The organism is Planococcus maitriensis (assembly GCF_003289925.1).
GTDB lineage: Bacteria > Bacillota > Bacilli > Bacillales_A > Planococcaceae > Planococcus > Planococcus maitriensis.
In genome coordinates, this window is record NZ_QLZQ01000001.1 from 188,786 (window position 1) to 212,269 (window position 23,484).

Here is a 23,484-nt window from a genome sequence, read left to right on the forward strand (position 1 = left end):
ATTCCACAGCAAGCTCTTGCTATCCTTTTCCATACACAGCCTCGGAAGCGATTCTCCCGTACACACCGCTTTCATTCGCCGCAAACCTTGAATAAAAAAACAAGCGCCATAAAGAGGTTAAATGATTAGTCTTTTAGGGAAGAGATGTATATACTGTTTGTATAGATATTGTATAACTTTTACAAGGTGAAACGGGGGCTTACGCAATGGCGAAACGAATGATTATTATAGGAGCGGGGCCAGGAGGCTTGGCAGCAGGAATGCTCTTGGCGAGCAAAGGGTACCAAGTCGATATTTACGAAAAGAATGACCGCATCGGCGGGCGCAATGCTGCATTGAAATTAGGCGATTTCACGTTTGACACAGGTCCGACGTTTTTGAGCATGCTCCATTTAGTTGAAGAATTATTTGAAACAACAGGGCGCAATGTCCACGATTATATGGAAGCGGTCGAACTGGACCCGATGTACGAACTGCGCTTTGAAGACCAGAACTTGGTGATGACGCGCGATCCGGAAGCGATGCGCAAGCAAATCGATAAAAACTTCAAAGGTGACGGGGAAGGCTATATGCGTTTCATGAAAGACACGGGCAAGAAACTCGAAGCGCTGTCTCCGCTGTTGCAGACGAAAATGGACCGCATGACAGACCTTATGCAGCCAAAAGTGATCAAAGCGCTGCCGGAACTTGAAGCAGGCAAGACGCTTTACGATGTGTTATCCCAGTACTTCAAAGACGAGCGATTGAAGATGGCGTTCGCGTTCCAGTCGAAATACCTTGGCATGTCGCCTTGGGAATGCCCGGGTGCGTTCACGATTCTGTCCTATATGGAGCACGCATACGGCATCTACCATCCGATTGGCGGGGTCAACCAATTATCCGCGGCGATGGCGAAGGCGGTCAAGGAAATGGGCGGCCGCATCCATCTTGGAAAAGGCGTCCAGAAATTATGGGTAGAAGGGCGCGAGGTGAAAGGCGTCGACCTCTATGACGGCAGCCGCGAAGCGGCGGACGAAGTCATCATCAACGGCGACTTTGCACATGTCATGACTCATCTCGTGGAGCCGGGCATCCTGAAAAAATACACGCCGAAAAAGCTCGACAAGAAAAAATATTCCTGTTCCACGTTCATGCTTTATCTGGGGCTCGACAAGAAGTATGATTTGTCGCACCACACGATTGTCTTTGCAAAAGACTACCAGAAGAATGTCGAAGAAATGACGAAATCGCGCATCCTGTCGGCAGACCCGTCGATCTACATCCAGAATGCCAGCGTAACGGATCCGACTTTGGCTCCGGAAGGCAAGTCGGCGCTTTATATATTGGCACCGGTGCCGAACAATTTCAGCGACATCGGCTGGGAAAACGAGCAGGAAGCCTTCCGCGAATTGGTATTGGATATTATCGAAGAAAAGACCGATTTCAAGAACTTGCGCGACCACATCGAAGTCGAGAAGATGCTGACGCCGTTCGGTTGGGAATCGGATTACTCCGTATACCGCGGCGCCACATTCAATTTGGGGCATCAATTATCGCAAATGATGGTGTTCCGCCCGCATAATAAATTCGAAGAGCTTGGCAATTGCTGGCTGGTCGGGGGCGGAACGCATCCTGGCAGCGGCTTGCCGACCATTCTTGAATCCGCCCGCATCACGGCGAACGGCATCTTGAAAGAAGACGGCAAATCCGGTATTCCGATAGGCCCACTTCCAAAAGCGGGGGGATATGCATGAAAATAGCCATGATCGGAGGCGGAGTCGGGGGCTTGATGGGCGCGCTGTATTTAACGAAGCTCGGCTACGAGGTCACCATTTACGAAAAAGAACACAAACTCGGCGGCAGGATGGCGTTTGTGGAACGGAACGGCTTCCGGATCGATGAAGGCCCGACCATCGTCTTGCTGCCGGAAATGTTCCGGGATTTGTTCGCCCAGGCAGGAATCGATCCCGAAAGCATCGAATTATTACTATGCGACCCGCTTTATACAATCCGTTTCACAGACGGGAAAGTGTATACGAAATACCCAGGGCGCGAGCGGCAACTGCAGGAGGTCGAAGAGCAGTTCCCGGAAGATAAAGATGGGTTTCTCCGCTTTATGGATGAAGGGCAGAAGCGCTTCGATATCGGCAAGCCTGCTTTTCTCGAACATGATTTTGTCCGCAAAGCGGATTTTTGGACTTTCCGCAATATCCGCAACTTGATGAAACTGAAACCCCAGCAATCCGTCCATCAATTGATGGAAAACTATTTCAGGGACGAACGGCTGCAGCTGGCCTATTCCCTGCAGGCGCTCTATATCGGCGGCGATCCGTACCGTGCACCGGCCATGTATTCACTTGTGCCGTTCAGCGAACATGAGCACGGGGTTTACTACGTGAAAGGCGGCTATGCGAGCATCATTCCCGTCATGGAGCAGGAATTGCGCAGCCGCGGCACTGAGATCCGTTTGGAGACGCCTGTTAAGCGCATCTTGAAAAAAGATGGCCGTGCGACAGCGGTTGAAACCGAATCGGGCATCGAGCCTTATGATGCAATTGTCTATAATGGGGACTTCCCGGGAATCAAGGAATTGGCGCCAATGAAGAAACAGAAGGAATTTACGCCTTCTTCGGGCTGTGTGCTGCTGTATTTTGGGTTGGATAAGGTTTATGATGACGTAAATGTCCACCAATTCTTTATCGGTGATGATTATAAAGAACATATGGAAGATGTGTTTGTCAGAGGGCAAAAAACGGAGAACCCGGCGTTCTACACATTCCATCCTTCTGTCATTGACGATTCGCTTGCCCCTGAAGGGAAGTCGGTGCTTTATGTACTCGTGCCGGTTCCTTCAGGCACAGAGATCGATTGGAAAAATGATGAAGAATGGATTGGGCGTATTTTGGACCGGATGGAGACGCTGTCATTCCCGGGCATCCGGGAGTCGATCGAGTGGATGGACGTGCGTACGCCGCAAGATGCAGAAGCGTTCGGCTTGTTCAAAGGCGGCAGTTTCGGCATCGGCCCGACATTGCGGCAATCCGGGGTCTTTCGCCCGCAGGTCAAACCGGACAATACTGAAAACTTGTACGCGGTCGGCGCTTCTGTCCATCCGGGCGGCGGCATCCCGATTGTCATGCAAGGCGCGAAATTGCTGGCCGACAGAATCCACAGCGATTTGAAAGAAAGGGGCGGTTCATGATGGAATTGAAGCAAGCCTATAGCTATTGCGAACGCATTATCGCCGATAATTCAAAGAGCTTTTATAAAGCATTTTCCCTATTGCCTAAAGAGAAGCGCAAAGCGGTATGGGCGGTGTACGCCTTCTGCCGGAAAGTCGACGATATCGTCGACGAAGGCAGCCACCCTGAACCTGAGCTGAAGGCATTCCGGAAAGACTTCGACGAATTTCTGGCCGGTTCAATCCAATGGGACGACCCGATGTGGCTTGCGCTTGAAGATGTATTTGAAAGTTACGATATGGACGCCAGCGCCTTTTATGGCTTGATCAAAGGGCAGGAAATGGATTTGACGATCAACCGTTACCGCACGCTCGATGAGCTATTGGACTATAGCTACCACGTCGCGAGCACGGTAGGGCTGATGCTGCTGCCGATATTGGCGCCAGGTCGCACGGCTTTGTTGAAAGACGGCGCGATTTCGCTTGGTTACGCCATGCAGATCACCAATATCCTCCGCGATATCGGAGAAGACTTGTCTATGGACCGTATTTATTTGCCGCAGGACATCATGCGGAAATACGGCCTTGCCGAAGAGGCGCTTGGAAGCGGGACGGTTTCGGAATCGTTCGTCCAGGTCTGGGAAGAACTCGCCAGCATAGCGGAGTTCCATTATGACCGCGCATTTGAAACGATCAACGATTATCCTTTATCTTCCCGCGTGCCGGTCAAAGGGGCCGCGCTTGTCTACCGTGAGATCCTGTCGACGATCCGTTCGAAAGAATATACGGTGTTCCACGAAAAGCATTACGTCACGGACGATTCCAAGCAGTCCATCCTGCAATGCTTATAAAAAAGAAAAAAGCTGTTTCCATCCGCCAGTTGTGGCGGCTGGAAACAGCTTTTTTTCATTCTACCTACGGGGAAAAGCTTTCGATCAGGCGCCGCGCTACATTCAAGCCGCTCAAGGTGACCATTGGGGAGCCGCCGCCTGGATGGACGCTTCCGCCGACAAAGAACAGCCCCTTGATGTCGCGGCTTGCATTCGACGGGCGCAAAAAGGCATCTTTAGGGCGATTCGATGAGGGCCCATATAAAGCCCCGCGATAAGACCCGAATTTATCGCGGATGAATTCAGGAGTGAAGATCCGTTCTTCCTGCAGGTGGTCGCGTATTTTAATTCCGTAATATTCCAATAAATCGTAAATTCGTTCTTTGTATTGTTGCGGGTCAATCTGCAAATCGCCTTGCGCTGTCAGGGACGGGGCGTTGACGAGAATGAACAAATTGTCCCCGAGCGGCGAAACGGCCGGATCTGTGTGGGACGAGTTGCTGATGTAGATGGTCGGTTCGCCGCTGTATTGCTTGTCGGCAAACAATTCACGGAACTCACGGGGGTAATCAGCCGAGAAGAAGACATTGTGGTGCTTCAGTTCGGGCAAGCGCACATCGAGCCCTGCCGTGATGACGAAAGCCGAGATCGACGGTTCGAACCGGTCGCGCTTCGCATCACGGAAAGACGGGCGCTCTGCTTCATCCACCAGTTCAGGAAAGGCCGACAATAGATCTCCGTTCAAGATGACGGCATCGGCGGCAATCCGTTCGCCGTCCGCGAGTTCCACGCCGCAGGCTTTTCCTTGTTCCGTCAGGATGCGGGCGACCACCGTTTCAGGGTGCATCTCCACGCCGCATTCCGTTGCAACAGCCGCAAAGCCCTGCGCAATCGAGACGTTTCCGCCTTTTGCGTAAAAGACGCCTTGAGAAAGTTCAAGGTGGGCGATCATCGCAAACGTGGCCGGGGCTTTATAAGGCGATGACCCGATATAAGTGGCGTAGCGGCCGACTGCCTGGCGCAGGCCTTCGTGCTTGAAGTAGCGGCTGAAAAAATGGTCCATCGATTCAAGCGGTCGCACCTTCAGCATGGCCATCCCGAGTGATGGGGACAAATAATCCCGGAACGACTGGAAGCTGAGCGGAAAGAAATATTGTTCGGATGAACGATACAGGCGTGCGACTTCAGCCAGGAATGCCTCGTATTTGCCGGCCGCAAAAGAATCCAAAGTTTCGAGCTGGCGGATCATCTGTGCGCGGTCTGTCGTAAAGTCGATGTGGCTGCCGTCCGCGAAATGGTTGCGCGTATGGACAGCGAGTTTTTCGAGCTGGAAATACTCATCAGGGTCGCGGCCCGTCTGCTCGATGACCTCGCGGAAGACGTTCGGCATGGTGATCGTGTTCGGCCCGAAATCGAATCGGTGGCTGCCGAGTTGAACAGGCATCAGCTTGCCGCCGAAATGGCTGTTTTTTTCAAATAGGCTGACACGCATCCCGGCGTTCGCGAGCGTGATTGCGGCGGACAGGCCGCCAAGGCCGCCGCCGACGATGGCGATATGTGGTCGGTTCATGAATAATGCCTGCCTTTCCATGTATAGGGCTCATTCTTCAAGGATTTTTTCATGGCCGTCAGCAGTACCGCGAGCATGGCTGCCGCTTGGAGCGGGATGAGAAATGCCAAATACCAGCGCTGGTTGGTCACCATGTCGACATACCAGCGCTGCAAAACGGTCAGTACGTAGGGCACGAGCCAGATCCAGTTGGCCGTCATAAGGCCGGCTGCTGCGAGAAACAACGGGAAGATGTAAAAGACGCTGTAAAACAAGGTCAGGAGGAGGGCGATCAACGGCGAACGCCCGATCCCGGTGTAGCTGTTCTTTAGGAAGCCTTCCCATACTTCCGCTGGCGTTTCGTACATCCGGCATTTGACCGATGCGGTGATGTTGGCGAGCAGCACTTTATGGCCTGCTTGCTTCAAGGTGTGCGCAATATGTACATCTTCCACGAGTGAGGTGCGCACCGCTTCATGCCCGCCGATTGCATCATATGCTTTTCGCTCGAATGCCATCCACATGCCGTTTGCCGCGGTAGCCGCCGGGAATTTTGCGTAATTCGCCAGCGCCAATGGCAAGTGGAACAAAATGACGAAATGAAGCATCGGCACAAGCAATTTGCTCAAGAACACCGGCACTTCAAAAGCAGGGAAGCCCGACAATAAGGCGGCCCCCCGCTTTTCCATCAAGTCGAGTGTCTGCCGCACCGCCTGCTTGCGGAAGCGGACATCGGCATCGACGAAGAATAAGTAATCGCCGGAAGCGTGTTTCTGCAGCTGATGGCAGGCGTGGACTTTGCCGACCCACCCGTCAGGCAATTCGACGCCCTGCAGGACGGTGAAGCGCTTGTCGCCTGCGATTTCCCGGTCGAGTGCCGCTTGGGTGCCGTCGGTCGACTGGTCGTTCAACAGGATGAATTCGGCCTTTTCCCAGTCGGTCTCTTTCAATGAGCGGACAATCGTCGGCACATTGCGTTCTTCGTTGCGCATCGGCACAAGAATGGATACGGATGGCTCTGCTTTCACTGCAGGCTGTTTGGGCAGCGCTGGCAGAAACAGGCGGTTGAAGGCGATCCACAAGAAAAAGGCGATATGGATGACGATCAAAGCCGTAATCATGGTTTGCGCCTCCTTTTCAGCATCTCTTGGAATTCTCCGTAATTCTCTTCGAGCACTTCCTGTTTCAACCGGTCGAGCGCGGCGGTTTCCCGCTCCTGCAGCCATAAGGTCCTGTCGTGTCTGGAGCCCGCGGGAATGTCATCGAGTCTCAGGCTGTCGCCTTGGTCGATCCACACTTCGGGATGTTTTTCGCGGCGCATTGAATAATAAAAGCGTACCGGAACAAGTGGAATCTCCGGGCATTTCTCCATCAAATACAGGACGCCTGTATGAAATTCCAGCGGGCGGGTCTCCAAATGGTATTCATCGCCTTGCGGAAACAGGATGACCGTTTTGCCTTGTTTCAATAACTTCTCGGCATAGCGCAGTGAAGCCAAAATATCTTTCGGGTTGCTGCGGTCGATCGAAAAAGCGCCAAGCCGGCGGAAAAAAGGAAATTCCTTCAGCCCGCGTTCGTGCATCATGATATGGACGTCCAAGTTCCAGGCGCGCCGGTTCAGGAAAAAGAACAACAACCCGTCCCACCAGGAGCTGTGATTTGAAATGATCAGCGCCGGGCCTCCAGGCGGGCGGATGTTCCGGCCATAAAGGTGGGAAAAAGACCGATGGATCGACGGCATCAAATACATTGCGAATGCGCGTTCAAAAAGCGCTGATTTTTTCGCCTGGATCATTGCGGGCGCCTCTTCCATGCCAAGGCAACGATCGCTGCCGTGAGGACGGAGGTCAATAGGGCTGCCAGCCATAAGCCGCCGATCATCCCAAGCAGTACGAACAAGGCGATCATCAATACATACAAGAGGGCCATGCGCTTTTCGGGCTGTCCAGCCGATACTTCAAGCCCCTTCATCTTGAATGCCGCATCAAGGACAAGGTGAAGGGCGAACGCCACGATAAACCAGCCGGTGAAATTGGTCCAGGGGATTCCATAGTAGAACCCTGTAACTTCCCATAGCCAATAGCCCTTTACTTTATAGGCAACCGGATCGATGATCAAGTCGATGATGACCGCTGCCACGCCTCCGGCAACTGCGTAAAGAAGGCCGCCGGCTGGCACGATCCATCGCGCGATGACGTGGCTTGTCGCCATGACCATAAGCCAGGCAAACCCGATCGCGATCGGGACGCCGAAGACATTCGGTGCGAAACGGTCGGTGTAGTCATACGACCCGAACAAGAAACCGCTGTCTGCGCCAGCCCATTCGACGATGAAAGTCGAGAAGAAAATGAGCACGCCGACCGACCCGCCGACTGCAGGGCCGAAGCGCCGCCATAAGTAAAGGAAGCCGAGTGTTCCGGCCAGAATGAGGAAAAAGGCATTTGCCCATTCCAGCCAAGGCGGCAATAGGTCGAAACTCAGCAGGATGACGCCGCAGACATACCAAAAAATGAATAGCTTGAAAATCCGATTTTCCCATTTCACGAACAGCACCCCATCTAAATTAGTTATACAAATAGTGTACAACAATAGCTGGAAAAGGAGAAAGAAAAGGACAGGGCAGTTGGCATGCGGGGGGATAAAAGTTTTTGTCTTGTGTATTTTTGCTGTAACACGTGGTCTGGGGGTATATTCATGAGGAAAATGACATAAACAATAGCAGAATTTTCAGCAAAATATTGCAGGGAATCCTGCAAAAGTATATACTAAATGACAAGCAACTAAGCGTGTTCTTGCGATGGGGGAATGAATATGCAGGATTTACTGCGAAATGTGTCAGCTTCTTATAAAGACTTCAGTGCCAGGCAAAAAAAGATTGCAGATCTCTTTTTTCGTGAACCGATTTTCATCGCTTTTTCGCCCGCATTGGAAGTGGGCAAGCGCGTACAGGTCAGCGAGTCGACCGTCATCAGGTGGACCCAGAAGCTCGGTTACAGGGGTTATACAGAATTTCAGCACACGCTTCAGCGGAAGCTTGCAGAGGAACGGCTGGACAATGCGCAGCAGGAACAGCCTGCCGGTGCGGACCAGTCATTTCTTGAAAACCTGCTCGATGCAGACATCACCAGTATCCTGAAGCTCAAGCAAACGATCGATGAAGAAAATTTGTTGCAAGTGGTGGACCGCATCAGCAAATCTGAACGGCGCTACGTCACTGGCAATTTCTTCGATTTCGGCTTAGCCCAATGGTTCGGGGGCTGGCTTGGCAGTGCGCTCGGGAATACAGCGATGATGCAGCCTGGCACGGCCGCTTACTATGGGCAAATGGCGGAACTCGGGCCGCATGATACGATCATCGCGTTCGCGTTCCCGCGCTATACGCGAACCTTGATGGATACATTGGAGCAAGCGAAGCGCAAGGGGGCGGAAGTGATTGTCTTGACAGATAGCGAGGAATCACCGGCCGCGAAAAGTGCCGATAATGTGCTCGTCGTTTCCGTCAATGCGAACCTGAATATCGATTCCTATACAGCGGTCCATGCGTTATTGACTTCCGTCATGCGTTTTGTCTATGTCAAAGAACATGCAAAAGTGAAAGAGAAACTGGCGCAGCTTGAAGCGGCTTACACGGATCAGGATATTTTCATATGACATAACTCATTGCAGGCACGTCCCGAATCGCTCAGGCGTTTTGGTCAAACATACACGAAAAGGGGAGAGCAAGATGAATAGAAAATTTACAACGGCAGGCGTAATTTTAACGGCAGGCATGCTTTTGGCAGCCTGTGGATCGGATGACTCAACCACCGGCTCGGAAGGATCAAGCGAAGGGGCGGCAGGAAGCGATTTGAACCTTCTGGAAGAAGGCAAGTTCACGACTGCATCAAGCGGTTTGTACAAGCCGTTCAACTATGAGGAAGGCGGCAACTTGACCGGTTTCGATATTGAGATCGGCAACGCCATCGCAGAAGAAATGGGGCTTGAGCCAAACCCGGTGACGACGCCTTGGGAAACGATCATCCAAGGGTTGACCACCAACCGCTTCGATGCGATCTTGGGATCGATGGCCATCACGGAAGAGCGTGAAGAGCAAGTCGCTTTCTCGGACCCGTACTACTACTCAGGGGGCGTGATCTTCGTCCGCGAAGGCAATACGGAAATCCAGTCGGAAGAAGATCTTGAAGGCGCAACCATCGGCGTAGTCGGCCAAAGTACGTACGATACAGCGGCACAGAAATACACGGATGATATCCAATACTACAATAGTGACGTTGTCGCTTTGCAGGATTTAACGGTTGAAGGCCGTTTGGATGCCGTCATCACGGCAGACGTTGTCGGCTTTGAAGCACAGAATGCAGGGCTTGAAATCGAAATGGTCGGCGATCCGCTATGGATCGAGCAGGCAGCTGTAGCGGTGCGCCCTGAAGACGAGGAATTGCTCGCGGCGATCAATGAAGCCTTGGCGGCCATCATCGAAGATGGAACGTACACAGAGATTTCGGAAAAATGGTTTGGGCGCGATCTCCTCGATGTCGATCTTGAAGGCATCGAAATTCTCAATTAAAAACAGCTGGGGATAGAAGGGGGATTCGTCTATGTTTGAATTGTTCGGGACAGTTTTTGAAGTGTTTATGCGGACATATCCGGGCTTCCTTGAGGCTACGGTCGTCACGCTTCAATTAACGGCGGTCGGCGTCATTCTGGGGACGCTCATCGGCCTAGTGTTTGCTTTGATGAAGATTTCAGGATCCAAAATCCTGCAAGGCATCGCCAATGTCTATATCACGATCATCCGCGGCACGCCGTTGATCGTACAGATCATGTTCTTGTACTTCGGGATCGTGGAAATCTATACGATGTCGAACTTCTGGGCAGGCGCCATCGCGCTCGGCGTCCATAACGGCGCCTATATCGCGGAGATTTTCCGCGGGGCGATCCAAGGGGTGGACCCAGGGCAACGCGAAGCGAGTATGTCGCTCGGGATGAACCGCAAGCAGACGATGCAGCGGATCGTATTCCCGCAGGCGCTGCGGCGCTCCATCCCGCCGCTCGGCAACCAGTTCATCATCACGCTGAAAGATTCGTCGCTTGTCTATATCATCGGCGTCGCGGAGATTTTCTCCCTCGCTAACCGGGAAGCGGCACAATCATTCCAGCCGTTTGAATCGTTCATTGTCGTTGCGCTTTATTACCTGGTGCTCGTCATGATCTTCACGTACTTGCTGCGCTGGTATGAAAACCGGCTTGATGTGGACAAAACCTAAGGAGGAGCAGTTATGATTATTGGAGAGAATATACACAAATCCTTTGGTGATCTCGAGGTGTTGAAGGGCGTGGATCTCCACGTCCAGCCCCAAGAGGTGGTTGTTCTGGTCGGGGTCAGCGGATCCGGCAAAAGTACGCTGCTCAGATGCTTTAACTTCCTGGAGATGATCAACGAAGGATCCATCACGATCGACGGCAAGAAAGTCGATCCGAAAAAAGATAATTTGACGAAGATCCGTGCCGAAGTGGGCATGGTCTTCCAGCATTTCAACCTTTTCCCGCATAAGACGGTGCTCGAGAATGTCATCGAAGCACCCATTACGGTCAAGAAAATGAACAAGGAAAAAGCGAAAAAGCTTGGCCTGGAACTATTGGAGAAAGTCGGCTTGAGCGACAAGGCGGATGTCTACCCGAGCAAACTATCAGGCGGGCAGAAGCAGCGCGTCGCCATCGCCCGCTCGCTTGCGATGGAACCGAAAGTGATGCTCTTTGACGAGCCGACTTCAGCGCTCGACCCGGAACTTGTCGGGGAAGTGCTCCAGGTCATGAAGCAGCTCGCTGAAGAAGGCATGACGATGGTCGTCGTGACACACGAGATGAAATTCGCCAAGGAAGTGGCCGACCGTATCATCATGATCGACCAAGGAACCATCATCGAATCCGCGGACCCGAAGACCTTCTTCGGAAATCCGCAGCATGAACGGACACGCCAATTCATCCAATTGGTTGAATGAGCGTTTCGCCGGCCGGCAAATCGTTTATCCCGTATAGCTGACAAAAAAACCAGATCCGGAAGAACCGGATCTGGTTTTTTGTATTAAAGATTAATGGTGACGTCCGCTTTTTCACGGAGTTCGGCTACAAGCATTTGGGTCGCTTCGTTTTCTTTTTGCATTTTGACTTGTTCTTCAAGTTCCGGTTTCAGTTCTTCAAAAGCAGGGAGTTCTTCCTCACTGCCCATTTGTTCCTGCTGGGCTTTGACTTGCTCATAGGCTGCTTCCAATTCCTCGTTGCTTGGGTCGGTATTGCCGGCCGATTGAGCGATCAATTGGTCCACTTTCACTTGCGTTTCGATTTGGGACATGACTTCTTCTTCTGGCATGCCCTGATCGTTCAAGGCTGACAGGAATTCATCTTTTGATTCGAGCCCGTTTTGCTGTGCCAACTGTTCCAAGGTCTTGTCCACTTCTTCATCGGATGCGGTAAGTTCTTGCTTTTCAGCTTCCTGGATGAGCAATTTCTGGCCGACCATGCTTTCCGCCAATTGATTTTTCAATTGAGTCTGGTCGATTTCCTGGCCGGACATTTGGGCTTGCATGGCCGCTTGCTGGAATTGCCCTGTATAGGCTGTTTCGAATTCCTCTTTGCTGACTTCTTCATCGTTCACTTGTGCCACGACATCAGGGATGCCTTCCAAGTCAGGCTCAGGCATTTCGGGCTGCCCGGCACTTTCCTCGCCGCTTTGGGCTTGTTCTTGCGTTTCAGGTTGCGCGTTTTCGTTTTCTGCGGATTCATCGGCACCGCCGCATGCTGACAAGACGATGAGCGATGTACCGAGGGATAGGCCTAAAAACCATTTCTTGATCATTGTCATTCTCCTTCCAACGCATAATGTCCGGTAGTGTAACATAGCCCCGGATTCGATGGAAAGCAGGAACCCTTTAAAGTCTGTGTGAGTTCCGAAAAACAAATGGCGACCGGGATCCAGAGGGACAAAACCCGGTTTCTTTTGGCGATTGACGTTTTCAGTTCCGAAAAGAGGATAAAGACTATTAATAGAGTGAATTCGAGGAGGAGACGGCATGAAAATAGCGGAAATCATGACAACTGATGTAGAAACTTGCCCGCCGGATGTGACGATCCAGGACATTGCCGCCAAGATGCGTGAAATAAATGTCGGTTCGATTCCGATCTGTGAAGAAGGAAAGATTGTCGGCATCGTCACAGACCGCGATATCGTCTTGAGGGGCATTGCGGAAGAACTGGAAATGGACGCACCCATTTCAGAAATTCTTTCGGAAACCTTGATTACCGGAACGGGAGAGATGCTGGTCGAGGAAGCGGCTTCTTTGATGGCCATGCACCAAATCCGGCGTTTGCCGATTGTGCGCAATGAACAGATTATCGGCATCGTTTCCCTGGGGGATATTGCGGTAAGGGGAAAGACGCCGCAAGAAGCGGAAACGGCGCTTGAAAAAGTTTCAGAACCGGCGAAGCCGCGGCGATGAGCCAAGCGGAGTCGAGAAAGGAGGCGTGAAATGGAGACCAAAGAAACCCCGAATGTATTGGGAGAGAAGGCGAAGAAAAGCGCAGCGGTGCTGAAGATGGCCAATGCCAAAGTGATGAACATCCAATTGCGTGAAGGTGAAGCCATCCCGGAGCATAATGCGGACGCAGAAGTCGTCATTGTCGTACGGAAAGGGCGGGTGCATTTCACATCGGAAGGCAGCACGGTCGAGGCGACGCCCGAAAACGTACTGCATCTGGCCCCGATGGAAAATCATCAGCTGTTGGCAGCGGAAGACAGCGACTTGCTGGTATTTCAGATTAAAGCATAAAAACCTCTCGAGCTTGGGCTCGAGAGGTTTTTTTACCATTCAACTTGTTCGGGATATTCAGCCTGTATGCCGATTTCATGGATCGGCCGTTTTTCAGGGGCGGCCGCGCTGATGACTTGTTTGCGGAAGGCTTGGTAGTCGGAATCCTGCAGCGCAAGTTTCATGGCGATGGCAGATAGGCTTTTTTCACGCTGTTGCCTGTTCATGCCGATGTATTTCAAGTTCAGCATGTCTACATATTGAATGGCGTAATCGTTGACCGAAGGGGATTTGCGGAATGCTTCCAGAATCGCCGCATATTCTTCTTTCGGCACATGGCCTTGCAGGCATTCGAGAACGAGTGCCTGGAACTTCGCAATCACCGGGGCGTAGGCATCAGCCAGCAAATCGCCGCGCTTGTCCCCGTATAGCCGGACGAAATCACGAAGTGCATAGGCTGCATACAAAAGCTCTGGCCATAGTACTTCCACTGAAAAGTAGATGTTCTTGTCAGGTGCGATAAAGCCATGCTGTTTTTTCATGTGCTCATGCAAGCCGTTGAAAACGAATTCGACATTGCGGTCACCTTGTGCGGCGTGGCGGATTTCGTAGGAAACGCCGAGTATCCGCAAGCGCGATCCTTCATAGCCGTGGTATTCGCCTTCTTTGCCGATGACTTTATAGATGGCTTGGTTCAATTCGTCCAAATCGAAATAATCCCCGCTGATCTTGACGCCGGTATGGTTCGGCGTGGTTTTCATGCTTAGCATAAAATGCCTCCTTAGCGTTTCGGCTGATAGTCGAGCTGCCGGAACAGTTCCTGTTTTTCTTCTTCTGTCAGGTCGCGCCATTCGCCCACTTTCAAATTGCCGAGGCGGATGTTCATGATGCGGATACGCTGCAGGCGTTTCACTTCATAGCCGAGCGCTGAGCACATGCGGCGGATCTGCCGGTTGAGCCCTTGTTGCAAGGTGAGCTTAAACACGTGCTTGGCAATCCGTTCAGCTTGCGCAGGAAGCGTCACCGTGTCGAGGATTTCGACGCCGCTTTCCATCTTCTCCAGAAATTCATCGGTGATTGGTTTATCGACCGTCACGATGTATTCTTTTTCGTGCTCGTGTTCCGCCCGCAGGATTTCATTGACGATATCGCCGTCATTGGTCATGAGGATGAGCCCTTCGGAATCTTTATCGAGCCGCCCTACATGGAAGATGCGCTCGGGATGGTTGATGAAATCGACGATATTGCCTTCGATGTGGCGCTCGGTCGTGCTCGTGATGCCGACCGGTTTATTGAGCGCAAGGTAAACATAGGCGCGTTCCGGCTGCTGGATCACTTTGCCGTCGACCCTCACTTCGTCATCGTGCTCGACTTTGCTGCCGAGCTCCGCTTTCTGGCCGTTGATCTCGACGCGCCCGGCTTCGATGAACTTATCTGCACCGCGCCTTGAGGTGATGCCTGTTTCACTGAGGAATTTATTGATTCGCATAAAAAAATCCTTTCGGTTGTATATTTCCACTGTCTGGTCCCATTATACTCCAGATGGCCCTCATAATAAAAAAATTTGTAGGCTAACAGTTGCAATTTTCCGATTTATTTGACAATATATAGAGGCGAGCCCTGAAATAAATTATGCGCCCAGGCAATTTTGAAAGCGTATACATAACCGGGCCAAAACATGCAAAGGGGAGATGTAGTAATGGTATATGCAGTTCCAAACACAGACGGTGCGAAAGTAAATTTCAAAGAGCAATACGATAATTATATAAACGGCGGATGGCAAGCGCCGAAAAACGGCCAGTACTTCGAAAATCTATCGCCTGTAAACGGCAAGGTGTTCACGAAAGTGGCACGTTCAAGCGCTGAAGACGTCGAGGCGGCGCTGGATGCTGCGCATGCAGCGAAAGAAGCATGGGGGAAAACGTCCACGACAGAACGCGGCAATATCCTCCTGAAGATCGCTGACCGCATGGAAGAGAACCTGGAGATGCTGGCTGTAGCTGAAACTTGGGACAACGGAAAGGCGGTCCGTGAAACCTTGAATGCCGATTTGCCGCTTGCAATCGACCATTTCCGCTATTTTGCCGGCGCGATTCGCGCGCAGGAAGGCGGAATCAGCCAAATCGACAACGACACGGTCGCTTACCATTTCCATGAGCCTCTTGGGGTGGTCGGCCAGATCATTCCATGGAACTTCCCGCTTCTCATGGCGGTATGGAAATTGGCCCCAGCGCTCGCAGCAGGAAACTGCGTCGTCTTGAAGCCGGCTGAGCAGACCCCGGTCAGCATCCTCGTTTGGGCTGAATTGGTCGGCGATCTGCTTCCTCCGGGAGTCCTCAACATCGTCAACGGATTCGGGATCGAAACGGGCAAGCCGCTTGCATCGAGCCCGCGCATCAGCAAAATCGCCTTCACCGGTGAAACGACGACCGGCCGCATGATCATGCAGTATGCGTCGCAAAACCTGATTCCGGTGACGCTCGAACTTGGCGGGAAATCACCGAACATCTTCTTCAAGGATGTCATGGACCAGGACGATGCATTCCTCGATAAAGCAGTGGAAGGATTCGTCATGTTCGCGTTGAACCAAGGCGAGGTATGTACGTGCCCATCCCGCGCCTTGATCCAGGAAGACATCTACGAGGAATTCATGAAGCGCGCCATCAAGCGTGTAGAGGAGATCAAGACCGGCAACCCGCTGGACCCGGCGACGATGATGGGAGCCCAGGCATCCACTGAGCAATTGGAGAAAATCCAGTCCTATCTCGAGATCGGCAAACAGGAAGGCGCAGAAGTGCTGGCAGGCGGAGACCGCAACCGATTGGAAGGCGATCTTTCGGAAGGCTTCTATATCCAGCCGACAGTCTTCAAAGGCGACAATAAAATGCGTATTTTCCAGGAAGAGATTTTTGGGCCGGTACTCGCGGTCGCTACCTTCAAGACCAAAGAGGAAGCGATGGAAATCGCCAACGACACGCTTTACGGCCTAGGTGCCGGCATCTGGACGCGCGACACGAACACGGCTTACCGTTTCGGCCGCGGCATCCAGGCGGGCCGTGTATGGACAAACTGCTACCACCAGTATCCTGCACACGCAGCATTCGGCGGCTACAAAATGTCCGGCTTCGGGCGTGAGAACCATTTGATGATGCTCAGCCATTACCAGAACACGAAGAACATGCTCGTCAGCTACAGCGAAGACAAGCTTGGGTTCTTCTGATCAGAAAGAAGGGCTAGCCATGACAGAACGGGTAATCGCCTCAGATGCCGCCTTGGAGCTGATCAACACCTTGAAGGAAAAGCATGGCCCGTTGATGTTCCATCAATCGGGAGGCTGCTGCGACGGCAGTTCGCCGATGTGCTATCCAAAAGGTGATTTAAAGGTCGGCGATCAGGACGTATTGATGGGTGTCATCGGCGACAGCGAGTTTTATATGCATAAGAGCCAGTTTGACTATTGGAGCCATACACAATTGATCATCGACGCCGTGCCTGGGCGCGGTGGGATGTTTTCACTCGAAGGCGCAGAGGGGAAACGGTTCTTGACCCGCTCGCGTGTCTTCACGGCAGAAGAAAACGAAGAACTGCAAAATCAATAAGAGGAAATCCCGGATGCTCGGCATCCGGGATTTTTTTGCGTTCATAAGCAGAAACGGAAGCGAGGCGGGAAAAGCGTCAAGGGAGCCGTTTCCGGCGTTTTTAAAGAGGGGCAATCGTGGAAAAACGAGCCGTAAAATGGTATAATAGCAGAATGAAAGGTGGTCATCCATGTGACGAATTTAGCTAACCGGGTATCCCATGAACAAGCAAATCACGCGATTTCCTGTGCCGCACACTCTCTCGTAACGGAAGGGTTTGATGTGACCCATGAAGACCGGAATTTTGTCCGCTCTGTCCTGACTGGAGAACGGACGGAAGCTCAATTCCATCAGGCCATCAAAGCACGCTTCGATGTCTAAATACCAGCATACGTCGATGTATTGCTATCCCGGAACCGATGTGCTCGTGAATGCATTCGATATCCGGGACGAAGACAAGCTGAAGGAATTGGAAACGGTCTACGCGCTTTACCGATTGTCGGAACTGCAATTGAAAAAGGCGGAAGACCCATCCGGCCTCAAGGTATTCCTCGATATCCACCGCTGCCTGTTGCAGGACGTCTACCCGTTTGCAGGAAAGCTGCGCGAGGAAATGACATCAAAAGGAAGTTCGACATTTGCCCATCCCAAACATTTGGCAGCCCAGTTGAAGCAGCTTTTCGATGAATTGGCTGGAGAGGGGTATCTGAAGGGGTTAAGCAAGGATATGTTTATCCAGCGCCTCGCACATTATCTGGCGGAATTGAATGCGCTCCATCCTTTCCGTGAAGGCAATGGCAGGGCAATCCGGGAGTTTGCCCGCCAGCTTGCGCTGAATGCCGGCTACCGGCTGGATTGGGCGAAGATCGAAGAACCCGCTCATATCATTAACGCATTTGTGGACTCTTTTAATAAAGACAATGAGCGGCTGGAAACTTTATTGGGAGAAATTATCAGTTGAAGAAGCCAACAGGGCATCTCCAACAGCCAAAAGGCTGAAGCAGCGGAACTTTCCGCTGCTTCAGCCTTTTTCGATAGTTCCCTTATTGGTTTTTCAATTCTTCCTTTTCCTGAGGAGCTGGATTTTCCTTGAGCCATCCAATAGCGAATTCCACAAGCGGGCGCATTTCGGTGAGCTGGGTTTCGGCTTGCCCCAGAATCCCTTTTTCGATAGTTCCAGGAAAATCTTTGATGATTTCCGGGAATCGGTCCGAATCCATATCGACGCAGTCATACGTAGCCCATTGCCGTTCCCCGTTAATGTACATCGCTGCGCCTTGAGGGGAAGTCGTGCGCTCGGGCTGTGAAAATTCCGCATAATGGAGCGCTGTGCACGAATCGAATCCTGTGCCGATGAGCAGGATTTTTACTTGACGGCGCATCATTTTTCCGAGCGGCGAAGCAGGGCCGAACGAATCGTCGAGCGGCTGTTCAGCCATCCATTCAGCGGCAAGGCGCCCCCAGGCGATAAATGAATGGGTCGGATGGGGGCTTCGGATCGTCGCCGGATGGCGGTGGAGGCATTCAGGTATTTTCCCCATTCCGCGCATTGGCGTCAGGTCAGGGTCATAAGCCGGCATCTGTTCGCGTGTCGGCTGATGCCAATTCTCAGGGATGGGCGGAGCCATCCAGTAGCTGGGATCGGAATTATCGGCAGACTGGGAAGGCATGACGAGTGTGCCTTCGGGAGTGATGACTTCCATCAAGGCTTCAACGACTGCCTGCGCGCCCCCGGCAATCCAGCCCATCGATTTCAGCGAGGAATGGACCATCAGGTGATCACCCGCAGCTACCCCAAGTTCCTGCAATTGCAGCTTTAGTGAATCCTTAGATTGAAAGTCCGGTGTATTCAGAATTTGAAAAAGATCAGACATTGATTTGTTTCCCCCTTTTTTCCATTTTATCATTAAGGAGGAATTTCGGTTTTTATTTTTCGCTGGCAACGCCCCAGTGGAGGATTGAAATTTTTATACAGCGGGAATAGCTTTAATGAAGACAGAGGAGGAACATAGATGGAAGCGAAACCTATGCGTGAATCACGGACGATACAGACAAAGCTTGTGCTTCCACCTGACACGAACCATATGGAATCAATTTTCGGCGGGAAAGTGCTCGCCTATATCGATGAAATTGCAGGAATCTCGGCGATGAAACATGCGAGCCGCCATATCGTGGTGACTGCCTCGATCGACTCGGTGGATTTCCTGTCGTCCGCGAAAGTCGGCGACGTCCTCGAGTTGGAGGCGAATGTTACATCAACCGGCAGAACATCGATGGAAGTGTATGTACGCGTTAAATCGAAGAATCTCGAAACCGGGGAAGAACGTCTGACAACCGAATCGTTTCTGACTTTGGTCGCCATCGGTGATGACGGAAAGCCGACGCCGGTACCGCCGGTCTATCCCGAGACAGAAGGCGAGAAGCTGTTTTTCGAATCGGCTCCTGCACGCCGGGAACATCGGAAACAACGCGCAAAGACGCCAAGATAAAAAAGGATCCTACATGGGATCCTTTTTTACGTTCTCTTTGACATTTGCCAGCGCATTGCCTGCCTGATTGGTGATGACCGACATGCTGCCGTCCGTCTCGAGGATGACAGCTTTAACGTTCTGCAGATCGCCTTCGCCTGAATTACGCACGGCCTGCATGATCTCAATGTCCTTGACGCGTTCGTCGCGCATGGCCTGTTCCAGGAATTCGCCTTCCGAAAACAGCAGCCGCGGCTCTGATTTGATCAATTTGTTGAAGCTTTTCGAACGCACTGCCGTGAAGGTGATCAGATACTGCAGGACGATCAGGACGGCAAATGCGGTAAGGCCTTCCCATAAGCTCAGCTTGCTGTCGAGCAGGATCGTGGCCAATGTGGAGCCTAAAGCGACGGTCACGACGAGGTCGAAGGCATTCAACTTCGTCAAGGTCCGCTTTCCTGAGGTTCTCAAAAACACCAATAACCCGATATACGCCAGGACACCCACTGTGACGATTCGGGTAAAACTATCCAAGCTTATTTCAAACATAAGGCTCTTCCTCCTTCGGTAAGGCAAAAAGATAAGATAAACTTATCAACATGTGGATAACCCCATTATTAATAAAAATCGACTGTAAATTTAGTCGTTTACCCACATAACCCACGGTTTTTTAATAATTTTTGTGCATAATTGCGGTTTTTTCGCGCTTATTAAAGAGTTTCCCCCGAAAGTGGCGTATAAAACAGCGTTTTGTGGATAGTTTCGGAAAAGGAGAAAATAGGAAGAGGGAAATAAAAGCCGTATACAGGCGTTTTTTCTGTTCACGCCAATTTATTTCAGGAATAGGGGAGTAAAGGAAATAAAGAGAGGAGAAATGAAAAGATGGAAGCTGTCCTTAATTTTTTCCGTTTTTTAGGCATGGGCGTATTTTTTCTGGGCATTGCCCTGTTTCTTATTACGGTGCTGAACAATTGGCTTGATTTTGCATCAGCCACTTGGCTGGGCGGTGCGTTTTGGCGTGTCTATTTGTTCTTTGCGGTTTCCGGAATTTTACTGTACATCTTGATTACGTTCAGGCGAAAAAAAGACGATTAAAAAAAGCACCGGATCCTTCCGGTGCTTTAAGCATTTATTTTTTAGCTAGCAGTTCTTCAAAGTAAGATCCAAATTCTTTAGAACGTTTCAGGATTGTGCTTGACGAAACGCCGAATTTTTCACTCAAGTCTTTTGCAGAAAGCATCGGCCCTTGAATCAGTTCATGGTCCTGCAGGAAACGCCAGTAGCCGGCAACAAGTGCTTCGGGTTTCTGGACGGTCGGCTGCTGGCTGACCAGATAGCTGTTGAGGATGCTTGTCACATTCGTTATGGTTTCTTCATCGAAGTCCGCTTCGTCGATGTGTTTTTTCAATTCGTCCATGACGGATTGATGCTCCGGCGAAAGCTCGATGCTTTCCTCGACAGCGCCTGTCGAGTACTGGACGACATGCTCGACCACTTCAAGGTAATGCTCGCGAAGATAATCTTCGTTCGCGGATGCGGCTTTTTCTTCGATGCGTTTTTGGAGCTGCTCAAAGAATGGGGCGAATTTGCCGACGATCGTCAAATAGCCGTTCAAGAACAGGATGCCTTGTTCGCCTGCACGCGCGTCCGGAAGAAGAATCGCAAGAAGCCCTTGGTTTTCTTCCATGTCCGTCGGCGGCTGGTCTGCCATGACGTAGGTTTCGCCAGTGAAGGCGTCTTTCAATTCCGCTTTCTCTGTATCTCCTGAGACCAATTGGCCAAGGAAGACGCGGAAGTTAGGCCATTGTTCCAGCACTTCTTTCGTCGTCGGGCGCTGTGTCTGTTCGATATGCTTAGCCAGGAAGTTTTCCCATAGTTCCGGTTTTTGCATGAACAGGAAGTTTTCGATGACAAAAGCTTGTGCATCGTTTTCTGCCATCGATTTCATCAAGCGCGGCTGCCATTCCTGCTGGAGCGCGCGGAAATCCGTCAGTTGGTCACGGTTCGGGTTTTCCGAGAAGAATTGCTGCCTTACTTGGAACAGCTCTTCGTTCACCAGATCATTGATGGAAACTGTCTGTTGTTTCCCGTGACATTTTTTATATTTCTTTCCGCTGCCACATGGACACGGATCATTTCTTCCTACCATTCTAATCACCTACATTTTTTCTTGAGTGTAACATAAAATCTTTCGGCGCTCAAAAGTCTGACGATTCAGACGGTTAAACAGCCCGACATTGCCTTGCAATTTCCCTATTCCGCAAATAAACGGAAGCCTAGCCCTTCCAGCACATGACGCGGAACAAAGAACCTGGCCGTCACCAGGGGATCGACCACTTGGCTGATCTGTGTTTCCCCGGCTGCGCTCATGAGCATGGTCATTTCGCTGACGGACAAATCGGATTGAGGCAGCAACAGGTCGATCATCTCTTCGGCCGCGGTGGAAACGGCTTCGTCCAAGGTCATCGCCGAGACGAGAAACGCCAAGCCCTCTTCATTTTCTAGCAAGGGATGCTTCAGGTGGCTGCCTTTGATCACATCGAATTGGACAGTGGCACTGCCGGGTACTTCAATTCCGGAAACACTGATTTCCCCGTCGCCCATCGCGGCATGGAAATCGCCGAGTGCAAACAGCGCGCCTTCAACCGCTACAGGAAAATAAAGCGTGGCCCCTGTTGTGATCAGCTTTGTATCCATATTGCCGCCATGTGAACCCGGCGTGCCGCATGAAATGGGCTCGCCTTCCGGTGCAACACCGATGACGCCGATCATCGGATTCAGCGGAAGCTGCAAACGTTCGTTGAAGACCGCCTTGCCATTTTCGATGGGGATGATTTTCGATTCCATCGCTTCCATCCGGTGGCCCATCACGCCGAGATCCGGCCCGGTCACCATGACGCCCTGGTTTCCGATTTCAAGGTCTTTGATCTCCACTTTCAGTACATCACCGATTTCGGCTCCTTCGATAAAGACCGGCCCTGTCGCTGGATTCACTTGGTCCCAATCGATGGCCGCGACTTCCTGGTCGCCCGACTGGATCTGGTTTTTAAAGCAATCGAAGGTGTCGATCTTCACGGTATCGCCCGCTGATGCACGCAGGCTCGGTTTATGTGTTTTGGAAAAAGCGTAAATAACGTCTTGTGCAGCTAATGTTTTCATCAATCCCACTCCTTTTGAATTAAGATGGAAACTTATTCGTGTCTGATAATTCTTTCAACTCCTGCCCTTTCATTATCGAGCAAGAAATCCCCGAGTGCAAGGTGTGGAGGGCTATAGTAAACTAGAGAAAAAAGGGCGGAGGGAGAATCTGTGTACGAAGATCCGGTCAAAGAAATGCTCTTATGGATGAAAGTGCTGCTGCTGACGGCATTCATCCTCCTTGGGGTCCGCCAGTTCCTGTTCGAGCCGGTCATCGTCGAAGGCGGATCGATGCAGCCGAGCTATCATGAAAACGACAAACTAGTGCTAAGCAAAGCTACGCAGATTGACAATTTCGATACGATTGTATTCCGGGCACCGGATGGCAACCGTTTCATCAAACGGGTCATTGGCGTTCCGGGTGACCGAATCGAGATGTCGGGCGGGGAAATCGTGCTGAACGGGCAGGTACTGCACGAACCTTATCTGGATAAAGCTAAGAATGATGGAATTACTGGCCAGCCCCCGATGGCCAGTGAATTTTCGGTTCCTCCGGATTGCTATTATGTCCTAGGGGATAACCGTGGCGATAGCACGGATTCCCGCGTGCTGGGATTCATCCAAAAACAGGATGTGATCGGTGAAGTGAAATTCCGCTTCGCGCCATTGAGGGATTTCGGGTTCGTGGAATGAATGGCAAATCATTTAAAAAAGCTTTTTCTGTCGAGCATGCGCTCTTCGGAAAAAGCTTTTTTTAGCTGGCTGCGATTTTATTTTCATCACAGATTGACGAAGTCTTGCTTAAGGAAAGGCCGTGGGTATATAAAAATAATTTCAATTCCTTTTAATTAGTTCTAAATATTCACATTTTGTTTCTTTTTAGTTCAATTGAATTATGCTAAGATTTAATTACTGAATATTTGAAAAACAATAGATCGGATTGTTTATGAAGGGGTGGG

The 23,484-nt window shown here is 51.3% G+C and carries 27 protein-coding genes; 16 read left to right on the forward strand and 11 right to left on the reverse strand.

Going from position 1 to position 23,484, the window contains the following annotated elements:
• Positions 1–206: 206 nt before the first annotated feature.
• Genes DP119_RS00895 through DP119_RS00905 form a run of 3 tightly spaced genes read left to right on the forward strand, consistent with a single transcriptional unit; the run spans position 207 to position 4,011 of the window.
• On the forward strand, positions 207–1,733 hold the full coding sequence (locus DP119_RS00895; RefSeq protein WP_112230020.1) for a phytoene desaturase family protein: 1,527 nt from the start codon (positions 207–209) through the stop codon (positions 1,731–1,733).
• Positions 1,730–3,181 (forward strand): phytoene desaturase family protein, encoded by a 1,452-nt coding sequence (locus DP119_RS00900; protein WP_112230022.1) that lies wholly within the window; start codon positions 1,730–1,732, stop codon positions 3,179–3,181. The genes DP119_RS00895 and DP119_RS00900 overlap by 4 nt, the downstream gene beginning before the upstream one ends.
• On the forward strand, positions 3,178–4,011 hold the full coding sequence (locus tag DP119_RS00905; RefSeq protein ID WP_338066430.1) for a phytoene/squalene synthase family protein: 834 nt from the start codon (positions 3,178–3,180) through the stop codon (positions 4,009–4,011). Before DP119_RS00900 ends, DP119_RS00905 begins: the two co-directional genes overlap by 4 nt.
• A gap of 64 nt (positions 4,012–4,075) precedes the next feature.
• On the opposite strand, the gene DP119_RS00910 is transcribed toward DP119_RS00905, so the two are convergent.
• The 4 genes from DP119_RS00910 to DP119_RS00925 are packed head-to-tail and all read right to left on the reverse strand — an operon-like array spanning position 4,076 to position 8,083.
• Positions 4,076–5,560 carry a phytoene desaturase family protein gene (locus tag DP119_RS00910; protein ID WP_240616350.1) on the reverse strand — a complete coding sequence of 495 codons (1,485 nt, stop codon included), beginning with the start codon at positions 5,558–5,560 and terminating at the stop codon, positions 4,076–4,078.
• The gene (locus tag DP119_RS00915; protein WP_112230026.1) at positions 5,557–6,660 is read right to left on the reverse strand and encodes a glycosyltransferase family 2 protein; all 1,104 of its coding nucleotides are present in this window, start codon (positions 6,658–6,660) and stop codon (positions 5,557–5,559) included. The genes DP119_RS00910 and DP119_RS00915 overlap by 4 nt, the downstream gene beginning before the upstream one ends.
• A complete protein-coding gene (locus tag DP119_RS00920) occupies positions 6,657–7,334 on the reverse strand; it encodes a lysophospholipid acyltransferase family protein (protein ID WP_112230028.1) in 678 nt (225 codons plus the stop codon). Before DP119_RS00920 ends, DP119_RS00915 begins: the two co-directional genes overlap by 4 nt.
• Positions 7,331–8,083 (reverse strand): carotenoid biosynthesis protein, encoded by a 753-nt coding sequence (locus DP119_RS00925; protein WP_240616351.1) that lies wholly within the window; start codon positions 8,081–8,083, stop codon positions 7,331–7,333. Before DP119_RS00925 ends, DP119_RS00920 begins: the two co-directional genes overlap by 4 nt.
• Before the next feature lie 267 nt (positions 8,084–8,350).
• Between DP119_RS00925 and DP119_RS00930 the strand changes: the two genes are divergently transcribed.
• The 4 genes from DP119_RS00930 to DP119_RS00945 all read left to right on the forward strand — a co-directional run bounded on the left by DP119_RS00930 (position 8,351) and on the right by DP119_RS00945 (position 11,538).
• A complete protein-coding gene (locus DP119_RS00930; RefSeq protein ID WP_112230029.1) occupies positions 8,351–9,190 on the forward strand; it encodes a MurR/RpiR family transcriptional regulator in 840 nt (279 codons plus the stop codon).
• Between the two features lie 73 nt (positions 9,191–9,263).
• On the forward strand, positions 9,264–10,103 hold the full coding sequence (locus tag DP119_RS00935; protein ID WP_112230031.1) for a transporter substrate-binding domain-containing protein: 840 nt from the start codon (positions 9,264–9,266) through the stop codon (positions 10,101–10,103).
• A 31-nt stretch (positions 10,104–10,134) separates the two neighbouring features.
• Positions 10,135–10,803 (forward strand): amino acid ABC transporter permease, encoded by a 669-nt coding sequence (locus DP119_RS00940; RefSeq protein ID WP_068870493.1) that lies wholly within the window; start codon positions 10,135–10,137, stop codon positions 10,801–10,803.
• 12 nt (positions 10,804–10,815) lie between these two features.
• Complete coding sequence (locus DP119_RS00945) at positions 10,816–11,538, forward strand: amino acid ABC transporter ATP-binding protein (RefSeq protein WP_112230033.1); 723 nt, start codon at positions 10,816–10,818, stop codon at positions 11,536–11,538.
• A gap of 83 nt (positions 11,539–11,621) precedes the next feature.
• Here DP119_RS00945 and DP119_RS00950 read toward each other — a convergent pair whose 3' ends face one another.
• Complete coding sequence (locus DP119_RS00950; RefSeq protein WP_112230035.1) at positions 11,622–12,392, reverse strand: SurA N-terminal domain-containing protein; 771 nt, start codon at positions 12,390–12,392, stop codon at positions 11,622–11,624.
• Positions 12,393–12,606: 214 nt separating this feature from the next.
• On the opposite strand from DP119_RS00950, the gene DP119_RS00955 reads away from it, so the two are divergent.
• Positions 12,607–13,032 (forward strand): CBS domain-containing protein, encoded by a 426-nt coding sequence (locus DP119_RS00955; protein WP_112230037.1) that lies wholly within the window; start codon positions 12,607–12,609, stop codon positions 13,030–13,032.
• A gap of 30 nt (positions 13,033–13,062) precedes the next feature.
• Positions 13,063–13,362, forward strand: a complete 300-nt coding sequence (locus DP119_RS00960) for an AraC family ligand binding domain-containing protein (RefSeq protein WP_112230039.1) — start codon at positions 13,063–13,065, stop codon at positions 13,360–13,362.
• Positions 13,363–13,394: 32 nt separating this feature from the next.
• Here DP119_RS00960 and DP119_RS00965 read toward each other — a convergent pair whose 3' ends face one another.
• Together DP119_RS00965 and rluF are read right to left on the reverse strand one after the other, a co-directional pair.
• A complete protein-coding gene (locus DP119_RS00965) occupies positions 13,395–14,111 on the reverse strand; it encodes a DUF6904 family protein (protein WP_112230041.1) in 717 nt (238 codons plus the stop codon).
• 11 nt (positions 14,112–14,122) lie between these two features.
• Positions 14,123–14,830: a 23S rRNA pseudouridine(2604) synthase RluF gene (gene rluF / locus DP119_RS00970; RefSeq protein ID WP_112230043.1), complete on the reverse strand. Its 708-nt coding sequence runs from the start codon at positions 14,828–14,830 to the stop codon at positions 14,123–14,125.
• A 210-nt stretch (positions 14,831–15,040) separates the two neighbouring features.
• On the opposite strand from rluF, the gene adh reads away from it, so the two are divergent.
• From adh to DP119_RS00990, 4 genes are all read left to right on the forward strand, one after another.
• Positions 15,041–16,561: an aldehyde dehydrogenase gene (adh, locus tag DP119_RS00975; RefSeq protein ID WP_112230045.1), complete on the forward strand. Its 1,521-nt coding sequence runs from the start codon at positions 15,041–15,043 to the stop codon at positions 16,559–16,561.
• A gap of 19 nt (positions 16,562–16,580) precedes the next feature.
• Complete coding sequence (locus DP119_RS00980; protein ID WP_112230047.1) at positions 16,581–16,940, forward strand: DUF779 domain-containing protein; 360 nt, start codon at positions 16,581–16,583, stop codon at positions 16,938–16,940.
• 171 nt (positions 16,941–17,111) lie between these two features.
• Positions 17,112–17,300, forward strand: a complete 189-nt coding sequence (locus DP119_RS00985; protein ID WP_058382723.1) for a hypothetical protein — start codon at positions 17,112–17,114, stop codon at positions 17,298–17,300.
• Positions 17,293–17,880, forward strand: coding sequence for a Fic/DOC family protein (locus DP119_RS00990; protein WP_112230048.1), 588 nt, complete (start codon positions 17,293–17,295; stop codon positions 17,878–17,880). The genes DP119_RS00985 and DP119_RS00990 overlap by 8 nt, the downstream gene beginning before the upstream one ends.
• Before the next feature lie 82 nt (positions 17,881–17,962).
• Here DP119_RS00990 and DP119_RS00995 read toward each other — a convergent pair whose 3' ends face one another.
• Positions 17,963–18,793, reverse strand: coding sequence for an AAC(3) family N-acetyltransferase (locus tag DP119_RS00995; protein WP_112230051.1), 831 nt, complete (start codon positions 18,791–18,793; stop codon positions 17,963–17,965).
• 138 nt (positions 18,794–18,931) lie between these two features.
• Here DP119_RS00995 and DP119_RS01000 point away from each other — a divergent pair, with 138 nt between their 5' ends.
• Positions 18,932–19,408, forward strand: a complete 477-nt coding sequence (locus DP119_RS01000) for an acyl-CoA thioesterase (RefSeq protein ID WP_112230052.1) — start codon at positions 18,932–18,934, stop codon at positions 19,406–19,408.
• 9 nt (positions 19,409–19,417) lie between these two features.
• Here the strand turns inward: DP119_RS01000 and DP119_RS01005 are convergent, their stop codons facing one another.
• A complete protein-coding gene (locus tag DP119_RS01005) occupies positions 19,418–19,936 on the reverse strand; it encodes a DUF421 domain-containing protein (RefSeq protein ID WP_112230054.1) in 519 nt (172 codons plus the stop codon).
• A 333-nt stretch (positions 19,937–20,269) separates the two neighbouring features.
• Here DP119_RS01005 and DP119_RS01010 point away from each other — a divergent pair, with 333 nt between their 5' ends.
• Positions 20,270–20,482, forward strand: a complete 213-nt coding sequence (locus tag DP119_RS01010) for a hypothetical protein (RefSeq protein WP_112230056.1) — start codon at positions 20,270–20,272, stop codon at positions 20,480–20,482.
• A 34-nt stretch (positions 20,483–20,516) separates the two neighbouring features.
• Here DP119_RS01010 and DP119_RS01015 read toward each other — a convergent pair whose 3' ends face one another.
• Positions 20,517–21,536: an SEC-C metal-binding domain-containing protein gene (locus DP119_RS01015; RefSeq protein ID WP_112230058.1), complete on the reverse strand. Its 1,020-nt coding sequence runs from the start codon at positions 21,534–21,536 to the stop codon at positions 20,517–20,519.
• Positions 21,537–21,640: 104 nt separating this feature from the next.
• Positions 21,641–22,546: an acetamidase/formamidase family protein gene (locus DP119_RS01020; protein ID WP_112230060.1), complete on the reverse strand. Its 906-nt coding sequence runs from the start codon at positions 22,544–22,546 to the stop codon at positions 21,641–21,643.
• Between the two features lie 150 nt (positions 22,547–22,696).
• Here DP119_RS01020 and lepB point away from each other — a divergent pair, with 150 nt between their 5' ends.
• The gene (lepB, locus tag DP119_RS01025; protein WP_112230062.1) at positions 22,697–23,218 is read left to right on the forward strand and encodes a signal peptidase I; all 522 of its coding nucleotides are present in this window, start codon (positions 22,697–22,699) and stop codon (positions 23,216–23,218) included.
• The last annotated feature ends 266 nt before the right edge of the window (positions 23,219–23,484 follow it).